At 41.2% G+C, this 26,049-nt stretch carries 25 protein-coding genes and 2 pseudogenes; 14 read left to right on the top strand and 13 right to left on the bottom strand.

What is annotated here, in order from left to right; genetic code table 11:
• Window positions 1-38: 38 nt before the first annotated feature.
• The 3 genes from GMD4S_RS01415 to GMD4S_RS01405 form a co-directional block, all read right to left on the bottom strand.
• Window positions 39-476: an Rrf2 family transcriptional regulator gene (locus GMD4S_RS01415; protein ID WP_001167392.1), complete on the bottom strand. Its 438-nt coding sequence runs from the start codon at window positions 474-476 to the stop codon at window positions 39-41.
• Between the two features lie 164 nt (window positions 477-640).
• Complete coding sequence (locus GMD4S_RS01410; protein WP_000801529.1) at window positions 641-1,582, bottom strand: hypothetical protein; 942 nt, start codon at window positions 1,580-1,582, stop codon at window positions 641-643.
• Between the two features lie 160 nt (window positions 1,583-1,742).
• Window positions 1,743-2,594, bottom strand: a complete 852-nt coding sequence (locus GMD4S_RS01405; protein WP_000161094.1) for a metallophosphoesterase family protein — start codon at window positions 2,592-2,594, stop codon at window positions 1,743-1,745.
• Window positions 2,595-2,791: 197 nt separating this feature from the next.
• On the opposite strand from GMD4S_RS01405, the gene GMD4S_RS01400 reads away from it, so the two are divergent.
• From GMD4S_RS01400 to thrS, 3 genes are all read left to right on the top strand, one after another.
• Window positions 2,792-3,166 carry a hypothetical protein gene (locus tag GMD4S_RS01400; protein WP_001246986.1) on the top strand — a complete coding sequence of 125 codons (375 nt, stop codon included), beginning with the start codon at window positions 2,792-2,794 and terminating at the stop codon, window positions 3,164-3,166.
• A 324-nt stretch (window positions 3,167-3,490) separates the two neighbouring features.
• On the top strand, window positions 3,491-3,847 hold the full coding sequence (locus GMD4S_RS13710) for a hypothetical protein (protein WP_000627037.1): 357 nt from the start codon (window positions 3,491-3,493) through the stop codon (window positions 3,845-3,847).
• A gap of 104 nt (window positions 3,848-3,951) precedes the next feature.
• Window positions 3,952-5,895 (top strand): threonine--tRNA ligase, encoded by a 1,944-nt coding sequence (gene thrS, locus GMD4S_RS01390; RefSeq protein WP_000591036.1) that lies wholly within the window; start codon window positions 3,952-3,954, stop codon window positions 5,893-5,895.
• 212 nt (window positions 5,896-6,107) lie between these two features.
• Here the strand turns inward: thrS and GMD4S_RS01385 are convergent, their stop codons facing one another.
• From GMD4S_RS01385 to GMD4S_RS01375, 5 genes and pseudogenes are all read right to left on the bottom strand, one after another.
• Window positions 6,108-7,157, bottom strand: a complete 1,050-nt coding sequence (locus GMD4S_RS01385) for a DUF389 domain-containing protein (protein ID WP_000147501.1) — start codon at window positions 7,155-7,157, stop codon at window positions 6,108-6,110.
• A gap of 330 nt (window positions 7,158-7,487) precedes the next feature.
• Window positions 7,488-7,738, bottom strand: a pseudogene (locus tag GMD4S_RS13275) (hypothetical protein).
• 55 nt (window positions 7,739-7,793) lie between these two features.
• Window positions 7,794-7,892, bottom strand: a pseudogene (locus GMD4S_RS13960) (peptide ABC transporter); the annotation flags it as partial.
• 6 nt (window positions 7,893-7,898) lie between these two features.
• The gene (locus tag GMD4S_RS01380; RefSeq protein WP_000887940.1) at window positions 7,899-8,873 is read right to left on the bottom strand and encodes a sensor histidine kinase; all 975 of its coding nucleotides are present in this window, start codon (window positions 8,871-8,873) and stop codon (window positions 7,899-7,901) included.
• A complete protein-coding gene (locus GMD4S_RS01375; protein WP_000548987.1) occupies window positions 8,866-9,543 on the bottom strand; it encodes a response regulator transcription factor in 678 nt (225 codons plus the stop codon). Before GMD4S_RS01375 ends, GMD4S_RS01380 begins: the two co-directional genes overlap by 8 nt.
• Before the next feature lie 320 nt (window positions 9,544-9,863).
• Here GMD4S_RS01375 and GMD4S_RS01370 point away from each other — a divergent pair, with 320 nt between their 5' ends.
• The 5 genes from GMD4S_RS01370 to GMD4S_RS01350 all read left to right on the top strand — a co-directional run bounded on the left by GMD4S_RS01370 (window position 9,864) and on the right by GMD4S_RS01350 (window position 14,568).
• Window positions 9,864-10,433: a TetR/AcrR family transcriptional regulator gene (locus GMD4S_RS01370; RefSeq protein ID WP_033587322.1), complete on the top strand. Its 570-nt coding sequence runs from the start codon at window positions 9,864-9,866 to the stop codon at window positions 10,431-10,433.
• A gap of 85 nt (window positions 10,434-10,518) precedes the next feature.
• Window positions 10,519-11,295 (top strand): hypothetical protein, encoded by a 777-nt coding sequence (locus tag GMD4S_RS01365; RefSeq protein WP_000820264.1) that lies wholly within the window; start codon window positions 10,519-10,521, stop codon window positions 11,293-11,295.
• A gap of 111 nt (window positions 11,296-11,406) precedes the next feature.
• Window positions 11,407-12,480 carry a DUF2974 domain-containing protein gene (locus GMD4S_RS01360; RefSeq protein ID WP_001273855.1) on the top strand — a complete coding sequence of 358 codons (1,074 nt, stop codon included), beginning with the start codon at window positions 11,407-11,409 and terminating at the stop codon, window positions 12,478-12,480.
• Window positions 12,481-12,643: 163 nt separating this feature from the next.
• Complete coding sequence (locus tag GMD4S_RS01355) at window positions 12,644-13,837, top strand: ferredoxin reductase family protein (protein WP_000838552.1); 1,194 nt, start codon at window positions 12,644-12,646, stop codon at window positions 13,835-13,837.
• 101 nt (window positions 13,838-13,938) lie between these two features.
• Window positions 13,939-14,568, top strand: a complete 630-nt coding sequence (locus GMD4S_RS01350; protein WP_000690874.1) for an MBL fold metallo-hydrolase — start codon at window positions 13,939-13,941, stop codon at window positions 14,566-14,568.
• A gap of 38 nt (window positions 14,569-14,606) precedes the next feature.
• Here GMD4S_RS01350 and GMD4S_RS01345 read toward each other — a convergent pair whose 3' ends face one another.
• Window positions 14,607-16,499 carry a M13 family metallopeptidase gene (locus GMD4S_RS01345; protein WP_000199241.1) on the bottom strand — a complete coding sequence of 631 codons (1,893 nt, stop codon included), beginning with the start codon at window positions 16,497-16,499 and terminating at the stop codon, window positions 14,607-14,609.
• Between the two features lie 179 nt (window positions 16,500-16,678).
• On the opposite strand from GMD4S_RS01345, the gene GMD4S_RS01340 reads away from it, so the two are divergent.
• The 6 genes from GMD4S_RS01340 (at window position 16,679) to GMD4S_RS01315 (ending at window position 21,074) form a co-directional block, all read left to right on the top strand.
• Window positions 16,679-17,401, top strand: a complete 723-nt coding sequence (locus tag GMD4S_RS01340; RefSeq protein WP_000619158.1) for a metal ABC transporter ATP-binding protein — start codon at window positions 16,679-16,681, stop codon at window positions 17,399-17,401.
• Window positions 17,398-18,246: a metal ABC transporter permease gene (locus GMD4S_RS01335; RefSeq protein ID WP_000634601.1), complete on the top strand. Its 849-nt coding sequence runs from the start codon at window positions 17,398-17,400 to the stop codon at window positions 18,244-18,246. The genes GMD4S_RS01340 and GMD4S_RS01335 overlap by 4 nt, the downstream gene beginning before the upstream one ends.
• 25 nt (window positions 18,247-18,271) lie before the next feature.
• Window positions 18,272-19,204: a metal ABC transporter substrate-binding protein gene (locus tag GMD4S_RS01330; protein WP_000733065.1), complete on the top strand. Its 933-nt coding sequence runs from the start codon at window positions 18,272-18,274 to the stop codon at window positions 19,202-19,204.
• Window positions 19,205-19,324: 120 nt separating this feature from the next.
• On the top strand, window positions 19,325-19,819 hold the full coding sequence (gene tpx, locus GMD4S_RS01325) for a thiol peroxidase (RefSeq protein WP_000206539.1): 495 nt from the start codon (window positions 19,325-19,327) through the stop codon (window positions 19,817-19,819).
• Between the two features lie 83 nt (window positions 19,820-19,902).
• Complete coding sequence (locus GMD4S_RS01320) at window positions 19,903-20,553, top strand: metal-dependent transcriptional regulator (protein ID WP_000188531.1); 651 nt, start codon at window positions 19,903-19,905, stop codon at window positions 20,551-20,553.
• A 107-nt stretch (window positions 20,554-20,660) separates the two neighbouring features.
• Window positions 20,661-21,074: a hypothetical protein gene (locus GMD4S_RS01315; protein WP_000732787.1), complete on the top strand. Its 414-nt coding sequence runs from the start codon at window positions 20,661-20,663 to the stop codon at window positions 21,072-21,074.
• A 31-nt stretch (window positions 21,075-21,105) separates the two neighbouring features.
• Here the strand turns inward: GMD4S_RS01315 and dtd are convergent, their stop codons facing one another.
• The 4 genes from dtd to GMD4S_RS01295 form a co-directional block, all read right to left on the bottom strand.
• On the bottom strand, window positions 21,106-21,549 hold the full coding sequence (gene dtd, locus GMD4S_RS01310) for a D-aminoacyl-tRNA deacylase (protein WP_000691410.1): 444 nt from the start codon (window positions 21,547-21,549) through the stop codon (window positions 21,106-21,108).
• Between the two features lie 29 nt (window positions 21,550-21,578).
• On the bottom strand, window positions 21,579-23,795 hold the full coding sequence (locus GMD4S_RS01305) for a RelA/SpoT family protein (RefSeq protein ID WP_001123779.1): 2,217 nt from the start codon (window positions 23,793-23,795) through the stop codon (window positions 21,579-21,581).
• A 139-nt stretch (window positions 23,796-23,934) separates the two neighbouring features.
• Window positions 23,935-25,065 (bottom strand): ABC transporter ATP-binding protein, encoded by a 1,131-nt coding sequence (locus GMD4S_RS01300; protein WP_000229944.1) that lies wholly within the window; start codon window positions 25,063-25,065, stop codon window positions 23,935-23,937.
• Between the two features lie 113 nt (window positions 25,066-25,178).
• Entirely contained in the window at window positions 25,179-26,048 is an 870-nt protein-coding gene (locus GMD4S_RS01295; protein ID WP_000879848.1) for a helix-turn-helix domain-containing protein, read from the bottom strand.
• Window position 26,049 lies beyond the last annotated feature (1 nt).

Raw genomic sequence — 26,049 nt, 5'->3', positions numbered from 1 at the left:
CATAATTATAGCAATAGAAAAAGAGAACCTTAGTCCTCTTACTTAGACAGTTTATTCTGAGCATCTGCTACAACCTGAGCCAGACTTGTCTGACGCAGTTGGTTCTCCATAGCTGCTTGAACATCGAACAGTTTTTGGTCCAAAACTGCATGGATATTCGCACCAATTGGGCAATTAGGATTTGGATTGTCATGGAAACTAAAGAGCTTACCGGATTTTCCTAAACACTCCACAGCTTGGTAGACATCCAACAAACTGATATCCTGAAGGTCTTTTATTATCTCAGTTCCTCCCGTACCACGAGCAACTGAAATCAATCCTGCTTTTTTGAGTTGCGATAAAGTCTTACGGATAATGACTGGATTAACTCCGACACTAGCCGCAAGAAAATCGCTGGTTACTTTACTTTCTGTATCCTGCATTGCAATAATAATCATCATATGAGTCGCAATTGTAAATCGGCTTGAAATTTGCATCTTCTTCTCCTTTCATTGATATTTTATTCATCTTTTCCCGTATAAACATTATACCGTTTTTGGTTTTCCTGTCAAATATTATCGACTGATTACCTTTTCCATGCAAAAAGTCCTGTATCCCTCTTGGCAACCAGAGCGGTAGAGGGCATACAAAGACTTATTTTTTATGCAATTTTACGGACAATCCCTTTTGTTTTATGACTTGACCAAACCGAGCTGATAGACGCCCCAGCACCAACTAAGGTAAACACAGCTAACATAGCTAGATTATAAAAATAGTTATCTGGGAAATCACCGCTAAAGATTAATTGATTCACCACTCGGAAAGCAAAGGCAAACTCAACCCCTAGTTTGGAAACGACTTCCATCGCCAAATCAATTTGATTCACTAGAAAGACAGTAATCACCATCCAAATAGAGGAAATTACAATCCCCTTTCGAGATATCTTTCTTCCAAGGATTTCATATCCTTTAATGGTACAAATCCCCAGAACAATCCCCGCTACCATAGCTACATAACCTAGACGAGCGATAAATAGAGCAACTGCTCCACCAATCAAGGCTCCAAGCAAGGCACCGACTGCTCCAAGAAGAACATTTTCCTTCTGGTTTTGATAAGAATCCACCTCAATCTGAAGATTGCTCTTCAGCAATTGATAGCTTTCCTCATTGATAAGGAAAATTGAATCACCTAATTGATAGAGACCAACAGGACCCTCCTGACCACTGTAGGCACAGACTTGGACGAAATGATGGGTTTCAAGGAAGGCAACGAGATCTGTTATGAGCGTCTGTAACTTCTCAATTGTTTTTGATTTGCGCATGGCACCTTTTACAACAAAAGAAACAAGGTACTGGTTGATAGACAAGGTCGACAAGTTTGGAAGAGATTCACTCTTAAACTCATCCCAAACCAATTCATTTTCTTCTGAATCCGCAGGATTGCCATTCAAACTCACACTGACACAAAGTCGAAACTGATTTTTCACGTCAGTTTCTTGCAGGAAAAGTAAATAGCCTGACTGCGTGCCATAAATACTACGCGAATCTTCGTCAAATTGCAAGCCTAACTTCGAGGCAATGGCGTGTAACTCTTCTGGTTTCATTATCTGTCTCCTCTTATTTTGAATATCAATTAGTATGAGATTCAAATTATTTACATTCCGTTATTTTAACATAAATTTGAGAAGCCGTCAATTCGTATCCAGTTCGACTTATCGCGAAACAGCAGTCACTGGACTATCTGATTTCTAGCTAGAAGTCCTCTTAAAACCAATCTTTCTTGTCTCTTTCCATCCAGAGTTCAACATCCTGATCATAACCTTCTTGTTCACTGATTTGACCTAACAGTTCGTGATTATGAGTATGGTGAATCCCATTTACCAAACTTTCATAGTAGACTTGAAAATAGGGGAGCTTCAAATCCTTAGCCAACTGTAATTCAGCTTCCACATCATAATCCACTCGACGAAAATCAACATCAGACAAACCTGCTTCATCAAACTCTAAGATCATATACTGGGCCCGCAGGTCCTTACGCAACTTCGCATCTAGAAAGAAAGGTTGTCCAATGGAACCTGGATTAAGAATCAACTGTCCATCACTTCCGTAACGAAGCAACTGTTGGTGGATATGGCCATATACTGCGATAGAGGCGTGTGGATTCGTCACCAATCTATCAAAATCTTCTTGCTTTCCCGTATGAATCAACTCTCTACCCCAGTTTTTATCAGGGAGATGGTGAGTGATTCCTACCATCAAATCACCAAACTGACGATGAACTTGCATGGGTTGATTATTGAGGTCTTCGATTTCTTCAGGGCTGACCTCCTCTAAGATGTACTGACTTTGACGCAGGAGATAACGATGACTCGCTATTGTAGGATCTAACTTGCGATGCAGGCCTCGCCAGAGACTATTCTCCCAATTTCCCAGCACTCTTACTGTAATAGGCAAGCTAGCTAATAGGTCCAAGATCCTTCTACGTCCTGTCCCTGGCATCAGAATATCCCCTAAAAGCCAGTATTGGTCTACCTCTGCCGCTTTAGCATCAGCCAATACAGCTTCCAAAGCTGTCATATTTCCATGTATGTCTGAAAGAACTGCTATTTTCGTCATTCTTTCTCCTCATTTCCTCTTACTTCTTTTGTTAGTATTATAGCAGAAAACACTCAAAAAGAGCACTATCACTACTCACTGGATTGACTTGTAAAGGCTTCCAAGATGTGCTATAATATAGGTAGAGAGTTCCCATTCATTTAGGATTATGTGGTATTCAACCTCTCTCAATTTTTCCAGATTGGAGGACTATTGCCATGCGGAATTATCTTAAGTATATTCCATACTACCTTGTCATTTTCTTCTTTTACTGGCCCCTCTATGAGCTCCTCTCTCTATTCATCTCTGACCCATATACACTGAAGGGACTATACATTTACAACATCGTCCTCTTTTCACCTCTGGTAACCTTTATCGTATCGCTACTTTATAGCTATCGATTTCATTTCTCACTTTGGTGGCTACTCGGTATTGGTTTGCTCTATTGCTTTACCATCATCACCTTTGGTGAGTTCATCCTGCTTTACTTCCTAGCCTATGAACTCTTTGCCCTACTTGGGTTGGTTTCTGGTGTGAGTATCAAGCATCTCTTCCAGAGAGCGAAAAACAAAAAAATTATACAAAAACCTTGAAAATTCTCGCAATCATGCTATAATAATGCATAGAGACAAGTCACTTAGTCCCTTTCTACTAGAGAGTGCGTGGTTGCTGGAAACGCATAGAAAGCCTAAACTGATACTACTCTACTGACTTTTATGCAAACATAAAACGGTGGCTACGTTAAAGCCAATCAGAGGTGTCCCTCTTTTTTGAGGAACATAAATGAAGGTGGAACCACGTTGCGACGTCCTTTTAGGATGTCGTTTTTTGTTTGGAGAGTATTAACGACAAAGTTAAGATGAAATTTAGCCAAGAGCTGAAATGAGGTGATAGATTTGAAGAAAATATTATCTTGGATGATCACTTGTACCTTCCTTTTACTCTATGTCTGGCTAATGAATACGCTCAGTCTATGGGGGACGGAAAATATTGTCGTCTTTTCATTTTTTCTACTCATTCCTCTCTTACCATTCCTTGCCCCCTTTCTTGGTATCTTAATGTTTTTCAACAACAAGAAACTCATTACAACAGGATATCTTTTCAGTTTGACAGCTGGTATCTATTTGGTCAATGCGATAAAAAGCTATCCGATAAGGATATACATGAGAGGCGAGATGACTCAGGAGGAATATCTGTCTCTCATCCTTTCCTTGGTATGCTATCTATGTATTTCTACGCTTTTCTTTATTTTCAGACTGAAAAAGTTAAAATGAAATTGATTTAGCAAATCAATTGTGATCATTCTTTATTGATATCTAGCTTCCCACTTCTTCAAACCTCAGTTATAAAAATACGATAAATATTTAAGGAGAAAACCATGATTAAGATTACTTTCCCAGATGGCGCTGTTCGTGAATTCGAATCTGGCGTTACTACTTTTGAAATTGCCCAATCTATCAGCAATTCCCTAGCTAAAAAAGCCTTGGCTGGTAAATTCAACGGCAAACTCATCGACACGACTCGTGCTATCACTGAAGATGGAAGCATCGAAATCGTGACACCTGATCACGAAGATGCCCTTCCGATCTTGCGTCACTCAGCTGCTCACTTGTTTGCCCAAGCAGCTCGTCGCCTTTTCCCAGACATTCACTTGGGAGTCGGTCCTGCTATCGAAGATGGCTTCTACTACGATACCGACAATACTGCTGGTCAAATCTCTAACGAAGACCTGCCTCGTATCGAAGAAGAAATGCAAAAAATCGTCAAAGAAAACTTCCCATCTATCCGTGAGGAAGTATCGAAAGACGAAGCACGTGAAATCTTCAAAAACGACCCTTACAAGTTGGAATTGATTGAAGAACACTCAGAAGACGAAGGCGGTTTGACTATCTACCGTCAGGGGGAATACGTGGACCTTTGCCGTGGACCTCACGTCCCATCAACAGGCCGTATCCAAATCTTCCACCTTCTCCATGTAGCAGGTGCTTACTGGCGTGGAAATAGCGACAACGCGATGATGCAACGTATCTACGGTACAGCTTGGTTTGACAAGAAAGACTTGAAGAACTACCTTCAAATGCGTGAAGAAGCCAAAGAACGTGACCACCGTAAACTTGGTAAAGAGCTTGACCTCTTCATGATTTCACAAGAAGTTGGTCAAGGTTTGCCATTCTGGTTGCCAAACGGTGCGACTATCCGTCGTGAATTGGAACGCTACATCGTCGACAAAGAGTTGGCTTCTGGCTACCAACACGTTTACACTCCACCACTTGCTTCTGTTGAGCTTTACAAGACTTCTGGTCACTGGGATCATTACCAAGAGGACATGTTCCCAACCATGGACATGGGTGACGGGGAAGAATTTGTCCTTCGTCCAATGAACTGCCCACACCACATCCAAGTCTTCAAACACCATGTTCACTCTTACCGTGAATTGCCAATCCGTATCGCTGAAATCGGTATGATGCACCGCTACGAGAAATCTGGTGCCCTCACAGGTCTTCAACGTGTGCGTGAGATGTCACTCAACGACGGTCACCTCTTTGTTACTCCAGAACAAATCCAAGAAGAATTCCAACGTGCCCTTCAGTTGATTATCGATGTTTATGAAGACTTCAACTTGACTGAATACCGCTTCCGTCTCTCTCTTCGTGACCCTCAAGATACTCACAAGTACTTTGACAACGATGAGATGTGGGAAAATGCCCAAACCATGCTTCGTGCAGCACTTGATGAAATGGGTGTTGACTACTTTGAAGCTGAAGGTGAAGCAGCCTTCTACGGACCAAAATTGGATATCCAAGTTAAGACAGCTCTCGGAAAAGAAGAAACCCTTTCGACTATCCAGCTTGACTTCTTGCTTCCAGAACGCTTCGACCTCAAATACATCGGGGCTGACGGTGAAGAACACCGTCCAGTTATGATTCACCGTGGGGTTATTTCAACCATGGAACGCTTCACAGCTATCTTGATTGAGAACTACAAAGGTGCCTTCCCAACATGGCTTGCACCACACCAAGTAACTCTCATCCCAGTTTCTAACGAAAAACACGTAGACTACGCATGGGAAGTGGCTAAGAAACTCCGTGACCGCGGTGTCCGTGCAGATGTAGATGAGCGCAACGAAAAAATGCAGTTCAAGATCCGTGCTTCTCAAACTAGCAAGATTCCTTACCAATTGATTGTTGGGGATAAGGAAATGGAAGACGGAACAGTCAATGTTCGTCGCTATGGACAAAAGGAAACACAAACTGTCTCAGTTGATGACTTTGTCCAAGCTATCCTTGCTGATATCGCCAACAAATCACGTGTGGAAAAATAAAACGATCACTGTCTGAGAAACATTTTTCAGTAAGAAAAAGCAACAACTGAAATAGTTATTGCTTTTTTATATTTTATTTAACCTGAGCTAGTCGTGATTGGTCAAACCACCACAAATGGTATCCTCATCAACAATCCTTTCTATCCACTAACTGTTGGATATAGGATATCCTCCCAAGATTTGCTTCCTCGAGTTAGAAAAGTTCAATATCCTCAATCCTTGTCTGCTTCATTTTCTTTTACGAGATCTTTTTGTGAATCTTTTTCAGAGAGTTTTTGATCGATATACTTGTTAATGTTTTCATAAAATTCCTTGGTCATCTCACTATCTAATTTTGTCGAATTATGGACTTGATTGACTTTTAATTGAACAGATTGAATACCGTAAGAGGCTTGTTTTTGATGGAGCGTTTCTAATTCTTCTTCTGAAATCGGATCTCCAACAACTGTCAAGACCAATTCATTGTCCCTAGACTTGTAGACTTGATTAATGACCGTATGATTAGAGAACTCTTTTCCTACAAACTGTTTGATCCCTTCTTTTCGCGCTTGATCTATCGTCAGAGTGACTGCTGAATAACTGGCTGGAAGAACCAATAATACAATCAAGGATGTCAAGCCAATTTTCATTTTAATGTTTAGCTCTTTAAATGAACTTAAGGGAGATTTCCTCATCAAAATTCTTGTTCCAACAATATTTGTTAACATGATGAAGACACAGTTGATCAAGAAAAGATAGAGAGCCCCGAATAAAAATCGTACATTTCCATTAGCTAAACCATAACCTGCAGTACAGATAGGTGGCATCAGAGCTGTTGCAATAGCTACTCCTGGCACGATATTGTTTGCTTCTTTTTTCCTTGAACCAATTACGCCTGCTATCCCACCAGCAATAGCAATGAGAACATCCCAAATGGTTGGAGAGGTTCGTGCAATCAATTCGCTACTTGCATAAGATAAGGGAGAAATCCAGAAATACAGAGTCGAAACAAGCAAGCTGACCAATACTTGAGTAAATAAAACCTCTAAAGATTGCTTGATTAAACGCGTATCAAAAATAGCTAAACCGAATCCTAGTCCAACAATCGATGTCATAAGAGGGGAAATCAACATGGCTCCAATAATGACAGCTGTTGAATTCATATTTAGACCTATAGAGGCAATAAAAATCGCACACATCAAAATCACTATATCTCTTAATCGAACATGAAGATCATCATATAATTTCTCACGGTATTCACGTGTTGAATAATTTCCGGTCATTGGTTACTCCTTTTATTTCATATAATCTTGTTTCTGCTTGGATGATGGCAGAGAGACTTCTTTTCAATCTTACATATTTTTAATTCTCACCTGTTATTTTTTTGAAAATTATCTTTTAAGCATCCGTCAGTCTATCCTTAACATTATATCAAAAATTTTACAGTCTTTCTCTGAAGAAATATATCAATTGAACAGATAGAGAAGGAAGAAACTTTTGTTTCCTTATACGAAAAAGAAAAAAAATGGTATCTCCTCTGAAAGAAGATGCCGTTTTAATCTTTAAACAAGATTGGTGTGTTCGACAATCCATTGCTTCATTTTTATTTTCAATCAGAAGCCATAGATCCCAAACGTGATGATGGTTAGAAGAAACCCCTTGATCCAGTTGCCGAACAGTTGTGCTCCAGTCCCGTCAAAGTATAGACGTTGCTCATCCACTACCGTGTGTTTGGTTTTCAATTTTGCATCATGCAAACCGCCCAAGATGTTGCGATCCCCAAGGTAAGCCTGAAAATTATGGCTACTAAGATAGAGTATCCAATATAATCTAGGATTCCTCCGTCAAAATAACTTTCTTTCATTTTTGCCTCTTTTATTTTTTGACTATATTCTAGTCGTTTCCTAGTGTAACATTTTTTACATCTGGACAATCTTACGGTAACTTCTAGACATTATCATGAAAATAGAGATATAGACTAGAACAAAAATTCCACAGATGGATAAGGTCATCATCAACTATGCTCACTCAATCATCAGATTCCTATTGGAAAACTTGATGCGTACTGTTGTTCCTTTTCCAACCTCAGACTCGATGCGAATCTGGTGGCCCAGTTCTTCAGAAATTTTCTTAGATAAGTAAAGACCAAGGCCAGATGACTGCTGAGTCAAACGACCATTGTAGCCTGAAAACCCACGTTCAAAGACTCGGAGAACATCACTGTTTTTAATCCCGATTCCCGTATCCTTGATACAGAGCTCCTGACCTTCCATATAGATCTCTAACCCACCTTCCTTGGTGTACTTGAGACTGTTTGAGAGGATTTGTTCAATGACGATCAACAGCCACTTCTTATCGGTCACGATGATTTTGTCAAGGTCATGGAGATTGAGCGTCAGTCCTTTTTGGATAAAGAAAAGGGCATACTTGCGAACCACTTCCTTCACCAAATCCTCCACTTGAACCTTTTCAAATACCAAGTCATCGTGGAAACTTTCCAAACGAAGGTACTGCAACACTAGATTGGTATAGGAGTCAATCTTAAAGATTTCCTGTTCCAGTTGCTGCTTGACCTCACGATCAGAGACTTCTGCTACTAAAAGTCGACTCGCTGCAATGGGTGTCTTGATCTGGTGAACCCATAAGGTGTAGTAATCAAGCAAATCCGTCAGCTTGCTCTGCGCTTCCGACTTCTTTTGATACAATTCAGACTCACGCTCTTCGAGTTTTTCTGCTAGCGCACATTCCAGAGGAGACTTTGGGTCTCTCTCAGCATAGAGTACTTCCTGTCTGTAAACCTGAGCCTCTGCAAACATATCCCAAGCCAAAAATAGGAAGGTCAAAAAACTACTGAGCAGAAAGAAATAAAGAAAATAAGTTCCTAGACTAGCAAACAGAAACTGAAAGAGTAGGACAAGAAAACCCAACGAAATAATATAGACAAAGATGCGACTACGTGAACGCAGATAGGCTAGAAAAAATGGTTTCCAATCAAGCATGTTTCAGTCCGTATCCTATCCCTTTCTTAGTTTCGATAAACCCTGCTAAACCTTGCTCCTCCAACTTTTTACGCAAGCGAGCAACGTTGACAGACAAGGTATTGTCATCGATGAAAAAGTCGCTATTCCAGAGTTCCCGCATCAGGTCATCACGCGCCACGATATTGCCAGCATGTTCAAACAAGACCCGCAAAATTTGAAATTCATTCTTGGTCAAACTCAATACTTCCCCCTGATAGTGCAGGTCCATAGACTTGGTATTGAGAATCACACCTGCATACTCTAGCAAACTTTCATCCCGCCCAAACTCATAGGAACGGCGCAACAAGCCCTGAACCTTGGCAAGGAGGACCTGCTGGTCAAAAGGCTTAGTTACAAAGTCATCCGCTCCCATATTAATCGCCATGACAATATCCATAGCCTGATCTCTCGAAGACAGAAACATGATGGGTACCTTAGAAATCTTGCGAATCTCCTGACACCAGTGGTAACCATTAAAAAGAGGCAGGCCAATATCCATGAGGACCAAATGAGGCTCCGACTGGACAAATAAACTCAGCACTTCCATAAAGTTTTCTACCAAAACGACCTCAAAGCCCCACTCAGAGAGCAGTTTTCCCACTTGTTGCCGAATGACTTGGTCATCTTCTACTAGTAAAATCTTGTGCATGCGCTCCTCCTTTACTCTTGTTCAAAATATCAAAAGCCTTAATAAAAAATCTATGAATTAGTAACTCAACTATTTGGCTATTTATCTTTCAAATCCAGATTCGGAAACAAAAGCTAAATAGAGAATCATCCCATTGATATCATACCTTATTTTTAACTATAGTTCCAGCCTTATCCTATATTTTCCTTTCTGTGCTCATTTAGTTAGCGTTTCTTTAACTTATTTAATAGATCTAGCCTTCTTATTGACAAGCTAGACATGATTTGTTAGAATATGAATGAACGAACAAATTTATTCATTCATAAAGCAAAGGAGGTTAAATCATATTGGACAAAAAACAAGCTCTAAAAACAGCAGCTTATGACGTTTTTTCGAAAAAAGGTTACAAGGCAACAGGAATTTCAGAAATTGCTAGGCAAGCTGGTGTTGCAGTTGGTTCTTTTTATAACTATTACGAGAGTAAAGAAGCCATTTTTCTAGACATCTATATAGATGAAAACAACCGTGTTCGTCAAGCTATGATCGAAGAATTGGATTGGGAAATTGATATGATTGACCTCATTGGTCAACTATTTGCTCAGTCCAGAACTCTCGTTTCTTCCAATAAAATCCTTTCAGAATGGTACAATCCTGCCATAGCCGATGAGTTGCATAGCTACTATTCCTCAGAAGAAGGCAAAGTCGCAAATCCTTTTCATCAGTTTCTAGTTAAAACTTTTACAAATCGTATGCAGGATGAAGGGTACTCGCCAGAAAAGATTCAAGAGATTTTACAGGTTTATAATCTGTTTTACTATATGGATATGCACATCACGGAAAAAGATTTTCCAGATATTGGCAAAACTGTTGAAATACTTGCAACCAACTTCATTAAAGGAGTTCTAAAATAAAGAATGGATTTCTTTATTTTTTGAAAAGATATGAATGAATTATTTTATAGTTCATTCATAAAATTAAGAACAGGAGTCATAAAAAATGAAAAGAGGTAAAAAAATGTTTATTATCATTCTATCAACACTTGGATTACTAGCCCTTATAACTTGGAGTGCCATCGCCTATCTTGGACGAAGCCAGCCATTATCGATAAAATCCATCGAAAACCCTAGCGGAGATCTATATTTAATTCATATTACAAAACCGAGTCATCAAATCTGGAAAGCTGGGGCTTATGCTAAGTTTACACTCCCTGATGCCTCGTCTACTGCTAAAAAATATGAAGCTAAGGGAGAGCAAACCAGTCGATGGCTAACCATTGCCTCCACACCTGATGAAGATGAAATTCTCATTTTGACTCATAATAGTGGTAGCAACTTTAAGAACACCTTGACACATTTACCATCTGGCAGTGAGATTGAGATGAGTTGGCTGGATTCCTCTTTGACTGTTAAAGATACGAATAAGCCACTAGTTTGCTTTGCATCTGATGTCGGCATTTCTTCTCTACGCCCCCTTATCAAAGAATGGGCTGGTAAATGTCCGATTATTCTCAACCATTTTGACAAAGGAGTTACTATTTTCGATAATGAGATGAAGGAACTGGCTCAAAAAACATCGAATTTTACTTATAAAACTAGCGATGAACTTTCTCAAAGTCAAGCATTTTTAAAACATGCTATTGATGAATACGGCAATCAAGCCAGCTATCTCATCACAGGTCAGCCTGATGATGTAAATGAGATGAAGAAGTTTTTAAAGGAAAATGGGATTGATAGCAAAAACATACAAGTAAGCTCGTTTAGAGGTTTGAAATAGGAGCAATCTATCTTCTATGTATTTCAATCAAACCCTACTAGGTCATTCGAACAAGCCTACTAGCTAATTCTATGTAAATGTGGTAGGATAAACATAGAGAAAGGAGCTTTTATGGCTAATATTTTTGACTACTTGAATGATGTAGCATACGATTCCTTTTATGACCTCCCCGTGAACGTGTTAGATGTTCTTGCCTTGACTGAATTAACCTATCTTCCTTTTGATGATGTAGTCGCCCAAGAACCAAAGCCTCTCATAGATCTAGCACCTCAAATCCCTAGAGAAACGACGATGCTGACCAATAAGAACCGCCTCCAGTTGTTGGATCAACTCTCTCAACACAAACGCTTTAAAAATTGCAAGCTATCAAATTTTATCAATGATATTGATCCTGAATTGCAAAAACAGTTTGCAGCCATGACCTATCGTATCAGTCTCGATACCTATTTGCTTGTTTTTCGTGGGACCGATGATAGTATCATCGGTTGGAAAGAAGATTTCCATATGACCTATATGAAAGAAATCCCAGCTCAAAAACACGCCCTCCAGTATTTAGAGAATTTTTTTGCTCAACACCCCAACCAAAAGGTTATTCTAGCAGGACACTCAAAAGGGGGCAATTTAGCTGTCTATGCTGCCAGTCAACTTGATCCAAACTTGCAGAAAAACATTGTCGCTGTCTATACTTTTGATGCCCCTGGGCTTCACAAGGAACTAACCGAAACACCTGGCTATCAAAACATGATGGAAAGAACGAAAGTATTTATCCCACAAGGTTCTATCATCGGGATGATGCTGGAAATTCCGGATAAAAAAATCGTCGTTCGAAGCACCGCCCTAGGTGGCCTTGCTCAGCACGACACCTTTAGTTGGCAGGTTGAAGACAAACACTTTGTCCAACTGGACGAGACCAATAGTGATAGCCAACAAGTCGACACTACTTTCAAGGAATGGGTTGAAACAGTTCCTGACGAAGAACTGCAGCTCTACTTTGACCTCTTTTTTGGAATTATTCTTGATGCAGGCATCTCTTCTATCAACGACCTTTCTTCCTTTAAGGTCATTGAACACATTCACCATCTCTTTGTACAAGCTCAATCCCTCACTCCCGAAGAAAGAGAAACCATGGGGCGCTTAACCCAACTCTTGATTGACACTCGTTACCAAGCTTGGAAAAATCGTTAAGATAAGAAAGTCAATGAACCACCCGATTCGTTGGCTTTTTTAGAAAAAAGGGTCAGAAAAGTTAGACTAAATCACAAACCTTGACTAGAGATTCTTTTTTTGTTAAAATGTAACAAATCTTATTACATCTAATATAAGATAAATCCATGAAAGGACTTCTACTATGAAATCATTAAAAGGTATTTTATTTATCGGACTTAGTATGCTTCTGACTATCCTAGCTTGGCTCAGTTCAGGTGCTAGTCAGTTTCTAATCCCTGGTTTAGCTCTCACTACCCTCTCACTTACTTTTATACTAGCTAGCCGTTTACCCTTGCTTGAGGCTTGGTTCAACGGACTTGAAAAGATGTATCTAGCTCATAAATTCACGGCTTTTCTATCCATTCTCCTACTAACCCTACACAACTTTAGCATGGGCGGTCTCTGGGGTTCGCATTTGGCCGCACAGTTTGGAAATATCGCTATCTATATCTTTATCAGTATCATTCTGGTTGCCTATCTGGGACAGTACATCCAGTATGAAGCTTGGAGATGGATTCATCGATTGGTTTATCTAGCCTATATCTTTGGCCTTTTTCATGTTTTGATGATCATGGGAAATCGCCTCCTCTCCTTTAGTTTCCTAGGTCTTATCTTTGGAATCTATGCTCTTTTAGGCTTGCTTGCAGGTTTTTATATTATTTTCCTTTATCAAAAGGTCGGTTTCACCTATCTTGGAAAAATCGTAGGAATCAAACGCCTCAACCACGATACGACTGAAATTGAAATAGAGCTCAGTCATCCTTTCACCTACGAATATGGACAATTTGCCTTTCTAAAAATTTTCCAAAAAGGTTTTGAGACTGCCCCACACCCTTTCTCCATCTCAGGAGGGCAAGGACGAACTCTTTATTTTACGATAAAAAACTCTGGTGACCACACCAAGAATATCTATGACAATCTTCAAGTTGGTAGCAAGGTTGCAGTTGATCGCGCCTATGGACATATGACTATGGAACATGGTCCAAAGCAGCAAATCTGGATCGCAGGTGGAATTGGAATGACACCTTTCATCTCTTATATCCGGGAGCATCCTATCCTAGACAGGAACGTTCGTTTCTACTATAGTTTCCGTGGAGAGGAAAATGCTGTCTACCTAGATCTACTTCGTGACTACGCCCGTCAAAATGCTAACTTTGACCTGCAGCTAGTCGATAGCAATGAAAAAGGATACCTGACTTTGGATCAAGAAGAAATCCCTGACCAGACTACAGTCTATATGTGTGGACCTCTTCCTATGATGAAGGCCCTTGCCAAGCAAATTAAGAAAAAGAATCCCAAAGCAAAACTCATTTACGAAGGCTTCAAGTTTAAATAAGATTATTGTCCCTCTAACACAAAAGAGGGACTTTCTTTTCACTTTATTTCCCTCTTCTATGCTATACTTAGTTTAGTACATTCTTTGAGATTGGAGCCGGTATGAAAATCCATAAAACTGTGAATCCCGTTGCCTATGAAAACACTTATTACCTGGAAGGGAATCAACACCTGATTGTGGTTGACCCAGGTAGCCATTGGGAAGCTATTCGCAAGACTATCGAAAAAATCAACAAACCAGTCTGTGCGATTCTCCTGACCCACACCCACTACGACCATATTATGAGTCTGGACTTGGTGCGTAAGACTTTTGGAAATCCTCCAGTTTATGTCGCAGAGAGTGAAGCATCTTGGCTTTATACTCCAGTCGATAATCTCTCTGGTCTCCCTCGTCATGATGATATGGCAGATGTCGTCTGTAAACCAGCAGAACACACCTTTGTCTTTCATGAGGAATACCAGCTTGAGGAATTTCATTTTACTGTTCTACCAACCCCAGGCCACTCTATTGGCGGTGTTTCCCTAGTCTTTCCTGACTCCCATCTAGTCTTGACCGGAGATGCCCTATTCCGTGAGACCATTGGACGGACAGACCTTCCTACAGGCAGCACGGAACAACTCCTCCATAGCATTCAGACGCAACTCTTCACTCTTCCTAACTACGATGTCTATCCTGGGCATGGTCCAGCTACGACCATCGCTCACGAAAAGACCTTTAATCCCTTTTTCTAGCAAGCAAAAAACCAAGGATAACATCCTTGGTTTTTGTCTTACCAAATAATCACACGGTCCTCTGGTGAACGCCACATGCCGTCGCCTTCTTTGACATCATAGGTTGTAAAGAAGTCATCGAAGTTAGGTACTTGCACATTGACACGGAGTTTAGCAGGCGCGTGCACATCGACACTGGCCATAAGTTTCATCAACTCAGGACGGCCTTTCATACGCCAGATACGAGCAAAGTTGTGGAAGAATTCTTCAGCAGAGAAGTCTGCTTCTCTCTTGGCAGCTTCAAGGGCTGCGGCGATTCCCCCTAGGTCCGCTACATTTTCTGATACAGTTAGTTTCCCGTTAATCGTTGCGCCGTAAGATTCTTGCCCATCAAACTGGTCGATAACTTTCTGCGTTTTTTCTTTAAAGGCAGCATAGTCACTCTCTGTCCACCAATCCTTGAGGCTACCATTTTCATCAAAGGACGCACCATTTGTGTCAAAGGCATGAGAGATTTCATGGGCAATAACAGCACCAATACCACCGTAGTTGGCAGAGGACGACTGATGCAAATCATAGAATGGAGCCTGTAAAATAGCAGCTGGGAAGACAATCAAGTTCTTCTGAGGATTGTAGTAGGCATTAACCATGTGAGCAGGCATGCCCCACTCCTTGTAGTCAACCGGTTGGTTCCACTTGCTCCAGCTGTGCTTGATTTCCACACGCGCAAAGGCTAGGGCATTCTCAAAGAGACTGGCAGTTTCGTCCACTACCTTGTCCTTGTAGCGTTCTGGCAATTCCTCTGGATAACCGATATAAGGCTTGATGACATTGAGTTTGACAATGGCCTTATCACGCGTTTCAGGTGTGAGCCAGTCGTTCTTAGCCAAGCGTTCCTTATAAACGTCAATCATAGTCGCCACTTTTTTCTCTACGTCTGCCTTAGCTTCTGGGGAGAATTTTTCATGCGCATACCAGAGACCAAGGGCTTGCTTAAAGGGACCTTGGGCCAAGTGATAGGCTGCCTTGACCTTGTCCTGAGCTTCTGGAACACCTGAAAGGGCACGTCCATAGGCACCTGATAGGACACGAATCTCGTCTGTGAGATAGCTGGTTGAAAGATTGACCACAGCCAAAATCAAGGTTGCCTTAAGCAAAGGCCACGCTTCTTCACTATAAAATTGGTCTGCTGCTTGCCAGAAACGTTCCTCATCTACGATAACCTTATCTGGAGTTTGTCCAAGAACTGCTTGGAAGAAATCATCCAAAGGTAGGGCAGGGGCAAATTTCTTGAAATCTTCATAAGCGTATGGATGGTAGAGTTTGGCATATTCTGAACTTTCTTCGTTTGAAAGAACCACTGCTGCGATACGACGGTCCAATTCCAATCTCTTCTCTAGTAAGTCTTCGATTTCCTCATCTGAAAAATCATAGGCTTTGAGAAGATTTGCGCTACTTTCCTTCCAAAGCGTCAAGAGCTCCTCACGTTGAGGATGGTCTTCAGCATAGTAGGTTGTATCTGGCAAGATAGTTCCTGGTGCACTTGCCCAGAGAACATTGGTTCTGGCATCCATAAAGTCTGGTGATACTCCAAATGGAAGGAAGTTTGGTTTACCTGCTAGTTCAAACTCTGCCAGTTTGCTGGTAAAATCTGCAAAGCTCTCCAAATCTTGGTATTCCTTGAGCAGAGGAAGGACAGGCTTGATTCCATCTGCATCCCTCTTATCAAAATCACGTACCATACGATGGTACTTAACAAAATTTGCGAGGATAGCGTCCTCTGGAACATCTTCGCCTTCCAACCACTTGTCCGTAGTTGCCAGCATTAACTCTTCAATTTCCTCATCAAGGTCAATAAAGCCACCTGTTCGAGATTTATCAGCTGGAATAACAGCTGTTTTTTCCCATTCTCCATTGATTGCATCATAAAAATCGTCTTGATAACGTGTCATCTTGTTCTCGCTTTCATTTTTTCACTTATTCTTAGCTTAGCAAAAAACACTTGGGAATGCAATTAAAAATGGTCTCTCTTTTTTCTTCATTTTTTAGTTATTATTTTAAATTTTTTAAAAATTAACTTGACTTAATTTTTTTTTTAATGTATATTAAAAGACAGGAGGAAAATAACTGTATGATACGTATCGAAAACCTCAGTGTCTCCTACAAAGAAACGTTGGCACTAAAGGATATTTCACTAGTGCTCCACGGACCAACTATTACCGGAATTATTGGTCCAAACGGTGCTGGAAAATCAACTTTATTAAAAAGTATGTTGGGAATTATCCCACACGAAGGTCAGGCCTTTCTCGATGACAAAGAAGTCAAGAAATCTTTACATCGAGTTGCCTATGTCGAGCAAAAAATCCATATCGACTACAATTTCCCTATCAAGGTCAAGGAATGTGTCTCACTGGGACTCTATCCATCTATCCCGCTCTTCCACACTTTAAAGGCCAGCCACTGGAAAAAAGTGGCGGATGCACTTGAAATCGTTGGACTCTCAGACTATGCTGATCGCCAAATCAGTCAGCTCTCTGGAGGACAATTCCAACGTGTTTTGATTGCCCGCTGCTTAGTGCAGGAAGCTGACTACATCTTTTTAGATGAGCCTTTTGTCGGGATTGACTCGATCAGTGAAGAGATTATCATGAATACACTGAGAGACCTTAAAAAAGCTGGTAAAACAGTTCTCATCGTCCATCATGACCTCAGCAAAGTCCCTCATTATTTCGACCAAGTTATGCTTCTCAATCGAGAATTGGTTGCTATTGGTTCAACTGAAGAAACCTTTACCGAAGTCAATCTTAAGAAGGCTTACGGTAGCAAACTCTTTTTCAATGGAGGTGACCTATGATAGTAGAATTTATCGATGGATTGCAACATTTCCATTTCCTACAAAATGCCCTGATAACAGCTATAGTCATCGGGGTGGTTGCTGGAGCCGTGGGATGTTTTATCATCTTACGTGGAATGTCTCTCATGGGGGATGCCATCTCTCACGCAGTTTTGCCCGGCGTAGCCCTTTCCTTTATCCTGGGAATTGATTTCTTTATTGGAGCAATCATCTTTGGCTTGATGGCTTCCATCATCATTACCTACATCAAGGGGAACTCTATCATCAAGAGTGACACTGCCATTGGTATTACCTTTTCATCTTTCTTAGCCTTAGGTGTCATCTTGATTAGTGTTGCCAAGAGTTCGACAGACCTCTTCCATATCCTTTTTGGGAATATCCTCGCTGTCCAAGATACGGACATGTGGATCACCATTGGTGTGGGGGCATTGATTCTCTTGATTATCGGGATTTTCTTTAAACAACTATTGATTACATCCTTTGACGAGCTTTTGGCTAAAGCCATGGGAATGCCTGTTAATTTCTATCACTATCTACTCATGGTGCTCTTGACCCTTGTGTCAGTCACTGCCATGCAAAGTGTTGGAACGATTCTTATCGTGGCCATGTTGATCACCCCAGCTGCGACGGCTTACCTTTATGCTAATAGCCTAAAGAGCATGATTTTTCTTTCATCAACCCTAGGGGCAACCGCTTCTGTTTTGGGACTCTTTATCGGCTATAGCTTCAACCTCGCAGCAGGATCCAGCATCGTGCTCACATCTGCCAGCTTCTTCTTAATCAGTTTCTTTATCTCTCCAAAGCAACGATACTTGAAACTAAAAAATAAAAAAATCAATAAATAAGGGGAAACCCTTCTGGAGGAATCTAATGAAAAAATTAGGTACATTGCTCGTTCTTTTTCTTTCTATCATTGGATTAGCTGCCTGTGCTAGTGGGAAAAAAGATACAGCATCTACAAACCAAAAACTAAAGGTTGTAGCGACTAACTCTATCATTGCTGATATTACTAAAAATATCGCTGGTGACAAGATTGATCTTCATAGTATCGTTCCTGTTGGTCAAGACCCACACGAGTACGAACCACTTCCTGAAGACGTAAAGAAAACTTCTGAGGCTGACCTCATTTTCTATAACGGTATCAACCTTGAAACAGGTGGCAATGCTTGGTTTACCAAATTGGTCGAAAATGCCAAGAAAACTGAAAACAAAGACTACTATGCAGTTAGTGACGGCGTAGATATCATCTACCTTGAAGGTCAAAACGAGAAAGGCAAAGAAGACCCACACGCTTGGCTCAACCTTGAAAATGGGATAATTTATGCTAAAAATATCGCTAAACAGTTGATTGCAAAAGACCCTAGCAACAAGGAATTCTACGAAAAAAATCTCAAAGACTATACTGAAAAGCTAGACAAACTGGACAAGGAAGCCAAAGAGAAATTTAACAATATCCCTGCTGAAAAGAAACTCATCGTAACCAGCGAAGGATGCTTCAAATACTTCTCTAAAGCCTACGGTGTCCCAAGCGCCTACATCTGGGAAATCAACACAGAAGAAGAAGGAACACCTGAACAAATCAAAACTTTGGTTGAAAAGCTTCGCCAAACAAAAGTTCCATCCCTCTTTGTTGAATCAAGTGTCGATGACCGTCCAATGAAGACTGTTTCACAAGACACAAATATTCCAATTTACGCACAAATCTTCACTGACTCAATCGCTGAAGAAGGTAAAGAAGGTGACAGCTACTACAGCATGATGAAATACAACCTTGACAAGATTGCTGAAGGTTTGTCTAAGTAATCCATTAAAAACGTCGTTCTCACATGAACAGGCGTTTTTTATCGCTTAATTTCCAGTCAAATCATTGGAAAAATCTGACAATTCTCGGTAAAATAAAAGAAAAAAGAATGGAGTAGTTTCATGACCACTTTTCTCGGAAATCCTGTAACCTTTACAGGTAAACAACTGCAAGTCGGAGACAAGGCACTTGACTTTTCTCTTACGACAACCGATCTCTCTAAAAAAACGCTAGCTGACTTTGATGGAAAGAAAAAAGTCTTGAGTGTTGTCCCTTCTATCGATACTGGTATCTGCTCAACGCAAACACGTCGATTCAACCAAGAACTAGCTAACCTTGACAACACTGTCGTTCTTACTGTTTCTATGGACCTACCATTTGCCCAAGGACGCTGGTGTGGGGCTGAAGGCCTTGACAATGCCATCATGCTTTCAGACTATTTTGACCATTCTTTCGGGCGCGATTATGCCCTCTTGATCAACGAATGGCATCTCCTTGCACGTGCTGTCTTTGTTCTCGATACTGACAATGTCATCCGTTATGTAGAATACGTTGACAATATCAACACGGAGCCAGACTTTGAAGCTGCTATTGCTGCAGTTAAAGAACTAGACTAAAATCACAAGCATTATGACAGAAAGCTAGAGAAATCTAGCTTTTTTTGGTATACTAGATGGAGAGAATGAACAAGAGGAAACGAATGACTCCAAATAAAGAAGATTATTTAAAATGTATTTATGAAATCGGTACGGACATGCAAAAAATCACCAACAAAGAGATTGCTGCCCGTATGCAGGTCTCTCCGCCTGCTGTAACAGAGATGATCAAACGCATGAAAAGTGAAAATCTCATCCTCAAGGATAAGGAGAACGGCTATCTATTGACAGATATTGGCCTCAAACTGGTCTCTGAGCTCTATCGTAAACACCGTTTGATTGAAGTCTTTCTAGTTCACCATCTAGACTATACTAGCGATCAGATCCATGAGGAAGCTGAGGTCCTAGAGCACACTGTATCTGACCTCTTCGTAGAGAGACTGGATAAACTACTGGGCTTCCCTAAAACCTGCCCCCACGGAGGAACCATCCCAGCTAAGGGAGAGCTCTTGGTCGAAATCAACAACCTGCCTTTAGTAGATACCAAAGAAGCCGGTACCTATCTCGTGACTCGGGTTCATGATAGCTTTGACCTGCTCAAATACTTAGATAAGCATGAGATTCATATCGGTGACCAAGTCAAAGTCAAACAGTTTGATAATTTTTCCAATACCTTTACACTGGTCAACAAAGGTGAAGACCTCCAAGTTAGCATCGATATCGCAAAACAACTCTATGTCGAAAAAATCAACTAAGCCCTTATTCCTGAAAGAAGTTCCTTTCAGGGATTTTTTATTATTTTAGTTGTAAGTTCCATTCGTTTGATGTAGAATGAAGCTAGATAAAAGAGGGAGGTCTTCCTATGAAAAAGCTCTTTAGAATCCATTTTGCAGCCATTGTAGTCAGCGATTTGCTACTGTTGGTAACTTTCAGACCCCGATACGAACTTTCTTTGGAGAGAGGCCTGATTTTTTGCTTCATTTTCATCCTTGCTCAAGGACTACTGCTATTTCGCTTGGTCAATCGACTCAAAAAACAGTTCTCTGAGATTTATCCTCAGATGAACAAAAAAATTCGCTTCTACTATTTAGGAGTGCTCATCAGCGATTTTCTATTATTTGTCTTTTTAGCCATCACTGACCCTCAATATTTCTACTCTCTTACTCCAGTCTTTACTTCCTGTCATTCTACTTTATATTATATGACGGCTAGCCACCTAAGAGAAAACTATCCCGACTTTTACAACAAACACATCGCCTTCTGGGAGTGTCTATAAACAAAAACCAAGCCAACTGGGCTTGGTTTTCTTATCTATTTTTAGTATCAAGAATGATGGTAACTGGCCCATCATTTACCAGCTCCACCTGCATATCCGCTCCAAAGATGCCTGTCTGAACAGGTACTTCCTGAGCTAGCTTTTGATTGAAAAACTCATAGAAGGCAGTTGCTATATCCGGCTTGGCTGCACCTGTAAAGGCGGGACGATTGCCTTTCTTGGTATCCGCAAAGAGGGTAAACTGGGAAATAGAAAGGATTTCCCCTTCAATATCCTTGACAGATAGGTTCATTTTCCCTTCCGCATCAGAAAAAATCCGCATGTTGACGAGCTTTCTCACAGCATAGTCCAAATCTTCCTCTTGGGCCTCTGGACCAACACCGACCAGCAATAAGAGTCCCTGATTGATCTTTCCATGAACCTGACCTTCGATACTGACTTGAGCTTTTTTAACCCGTTGGATAATGATTTTCATAATAGCCTTTCTAGTAAGAGCTAGGACAATTAGCCATTAGTCCGTTTGACGGAGTAAACCTCTGGCACACTCTTAATCTTATCCACGACTGTGGTCAGTGTAGAGAGGTTGGAAATACCAAAGGAGACATGGATATTAGCAAATTTCATATCCTTAGTTGGCTGAGCATTAACGGTTGAGATATTCTTGGTCGTGTTTGAGAGAACTTGTAAAACATCATTTAAGAGCCCTGTACGGTTGAGACCATAGATATCGATGTGGGCAGTGTATTCCTTGCTTGAGAATTGATCTTCCCACTCCACATCAAGGAGACGTTGCTCGTAGTTTTCTTGGGCACGGAGATTCATACAGTCCACACGGTGAATAGCTACACCGCGTCCCTTAGTAATGTAGCCGACAATGTCGTCACCCGGCACTGGATTGCAACACTTGGCAATCCGAACTAGGAGACCTGAAGCACCTTCAATGACCACGCCACCCTCATGCTTAACCTTGAGGGTTTCTTTGTTCTCAACCTTAACTTCGCCACCTTTGACAAGCTCTTCTGCTTCTGCCTTGGCCTTAGCGCGTTCTTCCTCACGACGTTCCTTTTCGGTCAATCGGTTAAAGACGGTAATAGCGCCAATTTCTCCAAAACCAATGGCTGCATAGAGAGCTTCCTCTGTCTTGTAGCTGGTCTTTTGAAGGACCTCGTCCATATGACGCTTGTCCATGAATTTATTGGCTACATAGCCGTTTTCTTGGAACTGGGCCATCAACATCTCACGGCCCTTGTTAACGGATAATTCCTTGTCTTGATTTTTAAAGAACTGACGAATCTTGTTGCGCGCCTTGCTGGTCTTGACCATGTTGAGCCAGTCACGACTTGGACCAAAGGAGTTGGGATTGGTGATAATTTCAACCTGATCCCCTGTCTTGAGCTTGGTTGTCAGTGGAACCATACGGCCATTGACCTTGGCACCAGTCGCTTTTTCACCGACTTTGGTATGGATTTCATAGGCAAAGTCAATCGGTCCTGAATCTTTTGGCAGGGAGCGAACCGCACCATCAGGAGTAAAGACGTAAATCTCCTCCGCCAGATAGTTTTCTTTAACAGAGTCCACAAATTCCTTGGCATCATCAGCCTGGTCTTGGAGCTCCATCATCTCCTTGATCCAGTTCATCCCAATAGCAGATTCCTTGCTGTTGACCTGCCCTTTAATGCCTTTCTTATAAGCCCAGTGAGCTGCTACCCCGTACTCAGCCACTTCGTGCATTTCCTTAGTCCGAATCTGGAATTCAATCGGCCCTTTTGGCCCATAAACAGTTGTATGGATAGACTGGTAACCATTGGCCTTACGATTGGCGATATAGTCTTTGAAGCGGCCTGGCATAGGTTTCCAAAGTTCATGCACATAACCCAGCATAGCATAGACATCACTCTGGGTATCTAAGATACAGCGAATGGCAATCAGGTCATAAATTTCCTCAAAGCGTTTCTTCTTATCCTGCATCTTGCGGTAGATCGAATAGATATGCTTAGGACGACCATAGATTTTCCCTTTGAGATTGCGTTCGGTAGCATAGTCCTCCAACTTGGTTACGACTTCGTCGACCAGAGCCTCACGTTCTCTGCGCTTTTCCTTCATCATGTGGGTGATCTTGTAAAACTCAGTTGGATTGAGATAACGGAAAGATAGGTCTTCCAACTCCCACTTGACACTGGAAATCCCTAGACGATGAGCAAGTGGTGCGTAAATTTCCATGGTTTCTCTGGAAATCCGTTCTTGCTTGTCCTTTCGCAGGTGTTTAAGAGTCCGCATATTGTGCAAACGGTCCGATAATTTAACCAAGATAACGCGGATATCCTCTGACATGGCCATAAGCATCTTGCGGTGATTTTCAGCCAATTGTTCCTCGAGTGATTTGTACTCAACCTTACCAAGCTTGGTCACCCCATCAACGATAATCCGAACATCATGACCGAACTCTCTCTCCAGATCATCCAGTGTCGCATCTGTGTCTTCAACCACGTCATGCAAAAAACCACAGGCAACGGTTACGGCATCCAGCTTGAGCTTAGCCAAAATGCCTGCTACCTGAATGGGATGGATAATATAGGGCTCTCCTGATTTCCGAAACTGCCCACTATGACAATCAACTGCGTAAATCAATGCTTTTTGTACAAAAGCAACGTCTTCCTTTGTTAAATATTCTCTCGTTAAAGCGACTACCTGATCGCCCGTCAAATTCACTTCTTTCGGCATCTATACTCTCCAATTCTTCCTACCATTTTATCACTTTTTTAAGGATATGAAAACTAGAAAAGCTCTGTTTTTATGCCAATACCAATCATTAAAAAAACACTGCCAGATTTCTCTAGTAGTGTTTTGACATTTCATTTGCTTAGTAGACTGTTTTTTCAGTTTCTACGTCGAAGAAGTGTGCTTTGTTCAAGTCAAATCCAAGTTCAACTGTTGCACCTGTTTGCAAGTAGTCACGAGCATCCACTTTGGCAACAAATTCGTCTTTACCAACTTGGCAGTAAAGGTGAGATTCTGAACCAAGCAATTCTGATACTGAGATAGTAGCTTTGACAACTGATTCTGGGAATGTTTCAAGGAAAGCAGGTTCTGCATTCACATCTTCTGGACGGATACCGAAAATCAATTCTTTTCCTTCGTAGCCTTTGTCACGAAGAACTTTCAAAGCACCTTCTGGCACTTTCAAACGGAAACCGTCAGAAACAATTTCGCTACCAACCAATTTCACATTGATGAAGTTCATAGCTGGGCTTCCGATAAATCCTGCTACAAATTTGTTAACTGGGTTTTTGTAAACTTCTTGAGGGGTACCGATTTGTTCAACACGTCCGATAGTACCTGTACCAGCAGGGTTCTTAGTTGCTGACATGATAACGATGCGATCTGCAAGAGTCATCGCTTCTGTTTGGTCGTGAGTTACGTAGATAGTTGTAGCTCCGATACGACGGTGAATCTTCGCAATTTCAGCACGCATAGATACACGAAGTTTGGCATCCAAGTTTGACAAAGGTTCGTCCATCAAGAACACTTTTGCATCACGGACGATAGCACGACCCATGGCAACACGTTGACGTTGACCACCTGAAAGGTCAGCTGGTTTACGATCCAAGAATTCTTTCAAACCAAGGATTGCTGCTGCTTCTTGCACACGTTTGTCGATGTCTTCTTTGCTGTACTTACGCAATTTCAAACCGAAAGCCATGTTGTCATATACAGTCATGTGTGGGTAAAGAGCGTAGTTTTGGAATACCATGGCGATGTCACGGTCTTTTGGAGCTACGTCGTTGACAACCACGCCATCGATAGATGCAGTACCTTCTGTGATGTCTTCAAGACCAGCAATCATACGAAGAGTTGTTGATTTACCACATCCTGAAGGACCTACGAAAACGATAAATTCTTTGTCTTTGATGTCCAAGTTGAAGTCTTCAACTGAATAGTGTTCGCTGTTTGGATATTTTTTGTAAATATTTTTAAGATTTAATTCTACCATCGAGGTGAACTCCTTTTGTCTTTTGATAGTTTTATTATAGATGAAAACGTTTTACATTTCTATGGCAAGGTGACCAAAAAAATAAAAAAGTTCTGTGCAACTTGCACAAAACTTTAAAGAATATCTGGTAAAATCAACTGATAACACAAGGTAAGATCCGTTAACTCCTTCAACTGAAGTCCTGTCAATTCTTCCCATTTGTCAATCTTGTATTGGAGAGAATTGCGATGTAGATAGAGTTGCTGGGCTGTTTTAGTTAGGACAGCACTATTTTCCCAGAGAGAAAGGATAATTTCCTGAATCTGATCCTGATCCAAAATCATCTGGTGCAGACATTCTTTAATGACTCTCAGGTCCACAATCCTTTCTCCCATACTCCAAAGATAGAGTTGTGAAAAGGTGTGTACACCTTGATGACCTTGACGCCACCATGTCTTAAACAAATCCCGCTCCGCTTTGATTAAGTCTGATAGGGCTTGATAGCCTATCTGAGACCACACCTGCCCCAACATGATAGACAGACGAAGGCCAAAGTCATACTCAACCGCTTCAATCGTATCAGATAAGATTGAGCGGACAGAGGTATACTTATCTTGTTGAAGAACAAATACATAATCCTGAGCCCCGACCTGCAATACTGTCTGGCAGTTGGGAAAGAGGGTCTGCATCATATCCAGCCAAGAGGCTAGATTTTCCTGTTGGTAATAAGACAGATGGCAATAAACCAGCTGAATTTTTTTAAATGCTTGCGGTGCCTGCCCCTTCCCCTCAATCAGATAGGGATACCAAGGATTGAGCGAACGAGCCTGCTCCTGCTGGGTCAAAAGGGCAATTAACTGCTTTTCACGTTCAGTGAGATTGGTCTCCTCCAGTAAAATCCACTGTTGAGAAGTCAGAGGAAGTGTAAGATATCCTAGTTTCTCTATTGGCTGATCTGAAATCTGAGCCTCAGGAAACCAGTCTAGTAATTCTTTTGCAAGCATT

This window comes from Streptococcus sp. GMD4S (assembly GCF_000296955.1).
The sequence above is the reverse complement of the archived record's forward strand: the minus strand, read 5'-3'. Positions and strand labels throughout refer to the sequence as shown.

Coding starts and splice junctions, on each gene's coding strand:
- tpx (WP_000206539.1), top strand. CDS start 19,325: ATGACCACTTTTCTCGGAAATCCTGTAACCTTTACAGGTAAACAACTG.
- GMD4S_RS01410 (WP_000801529.1), bottom strand. CDS start 1,582: ATGAAACCAGAAGAGTTACACGCCATTGCCTCGAAGTTAGGCTTGCAA.
- GMD4S_RS01345 (WP_000199241.1), bottom strand. CDS start 16,499: ATGACACGTTATCAAGACGATTTTTATGATGCAATCAATGGAGAATGG.
- GMD4S_RS01295 (WP_000879848.1), bottom strand. CDS start 26,048: ATGCTTGCAAAAGAATTACTAGACTGGTTTCCTGAGGCTCAGATTTCA.
- GMD4S_RS01400 (WP_001246986.1), top strand. CDS start 2,792: ATGCGGAATTATCTTAAGTATATTCCATACTACCTTGTCATTTTCTTC.
- GMD4S_RS01300 (WP_000229944.1), bottom strand. CDS start 25,065: ATGGTAGAATTAAATCTTAAAAATATTTACAAAAAATATCCAAACAGC.
- GMD4S_RS01355 (WP_000838552.1), top strand. CDS start 12,644: ATGAAATCATTAAAAGGTATTTTATTTATCGGACTTAGTATGCTTCTG.
- GMD4S_RS01340 (WP_000619158.1), top strand. CDS start 16,679: ATGATACGTATCGAAAACCTCAGTGTCTCCTACAAAGAAACGTTGGCA.
- GMD4S_RS01360 (WP_001273855.1), top strand. CDS start 11,407: ATGGCTAATATTTTTGACTACTTGAATGATGTAGCATACGATTCCTTT.
- GMD4S_RS01320 (WP_000188531.1), top strand. CDS start 19,903: ATGACTCCAAATAAAGAAGATTATTTAAAATGTATTTATGAAATCGGT.
- GMD4S_RS13710 (WP_000627037.1), top strand. CDS start 3,491: ATGATCACTTGTACCTTCCTTTTACTCTATGTCTGGCTAATGAATACG.
- thrS (WP_000591036.1), top strand. CDS start 3,952: ATGATTAAGATTACTTTCCCAGATGGCGCTGTTCGTGAATTCGAATCT.
- dtd (WP_000691410.1), bottom strand. CDS start 21,549: ATGAAAATCATTATCCAACGGGTTAAAAAAGCTCAAGTCAGTATCGAA.
- GMD4S_RS01415 (WP_001167392.1), bottom strand. CDS start 476: ATGCAAATTTCAAGCCGATTTACAATTGCGACTCATATGATGATTATT.
- GMD4S_RS01305 (WP_001123779.1), bottom strand. CDS start 23,795: ATGCCGAAAGAAGTGAATTTGACGGGCGATCAGGTAGTCGCTTTAACG.
- GMD4S_RS01350 (WP_000690874.1), top strand. CDS start 13,939: ATGAAAATCCATAAAACTGTGAATCCCGTTGCCTATGAAAACACTTAT.
- GMD4S_RS01405 (WP_000161094.1), bottom strand. CDS start 2,594: ATGACGAAAATAGCAGTTCTTTCAGACATACATGGAAATATGACAGCT.
- GMD4S_RS01380 (WP_000887940.1), bottom strand. CDS start 8,873: ATGCTTGATTGGAAACCATTTTTTCTAGCCTATCTGCGTTCACGTAGT.
- GMD4S_RS01335 (WP_000634601.1), top strand. CDS start 17,398: ATGATAGTAGAATTTATCGATGGATTGCAACATTTCCATTTCCTACAA.
- GMD4S_RS01385 (WP_000147501.1), bottom strand. CDS start 7,157: ATGACCGGAAATTATTCAACACGTGAATACCGTGAGAAATTATATGAT.
- GMD4S_RS01365 (WP_000820264.1), top strand. CDS start 10,519: ATGAAAAGAGGTAAAAAAATGTTTATTATCATTCTATCAACACTTGGA.
- GMD4S_RS01375 (WP_000548987.1), bottom strand. CDS start 9,543: ATGCACAAGATTTTACTAGTAGAAGATGACCAAGTCATTCGGCAACAA.
- GMD4S_RS01330 (WP_000733065.1), top strand. CDS start 18,272: ATGAAAAAATTAGGTACATTGCTCGTTCTTTTTCTTTCTATCATTGGA.
- GMD4S_RS01315 (WP_000732787.1), top strand. CDS start 20,661: ATGAAAAAGCTCTTTAGAATCCATTTTGCAGCCATTGTAGTCAGCGAT.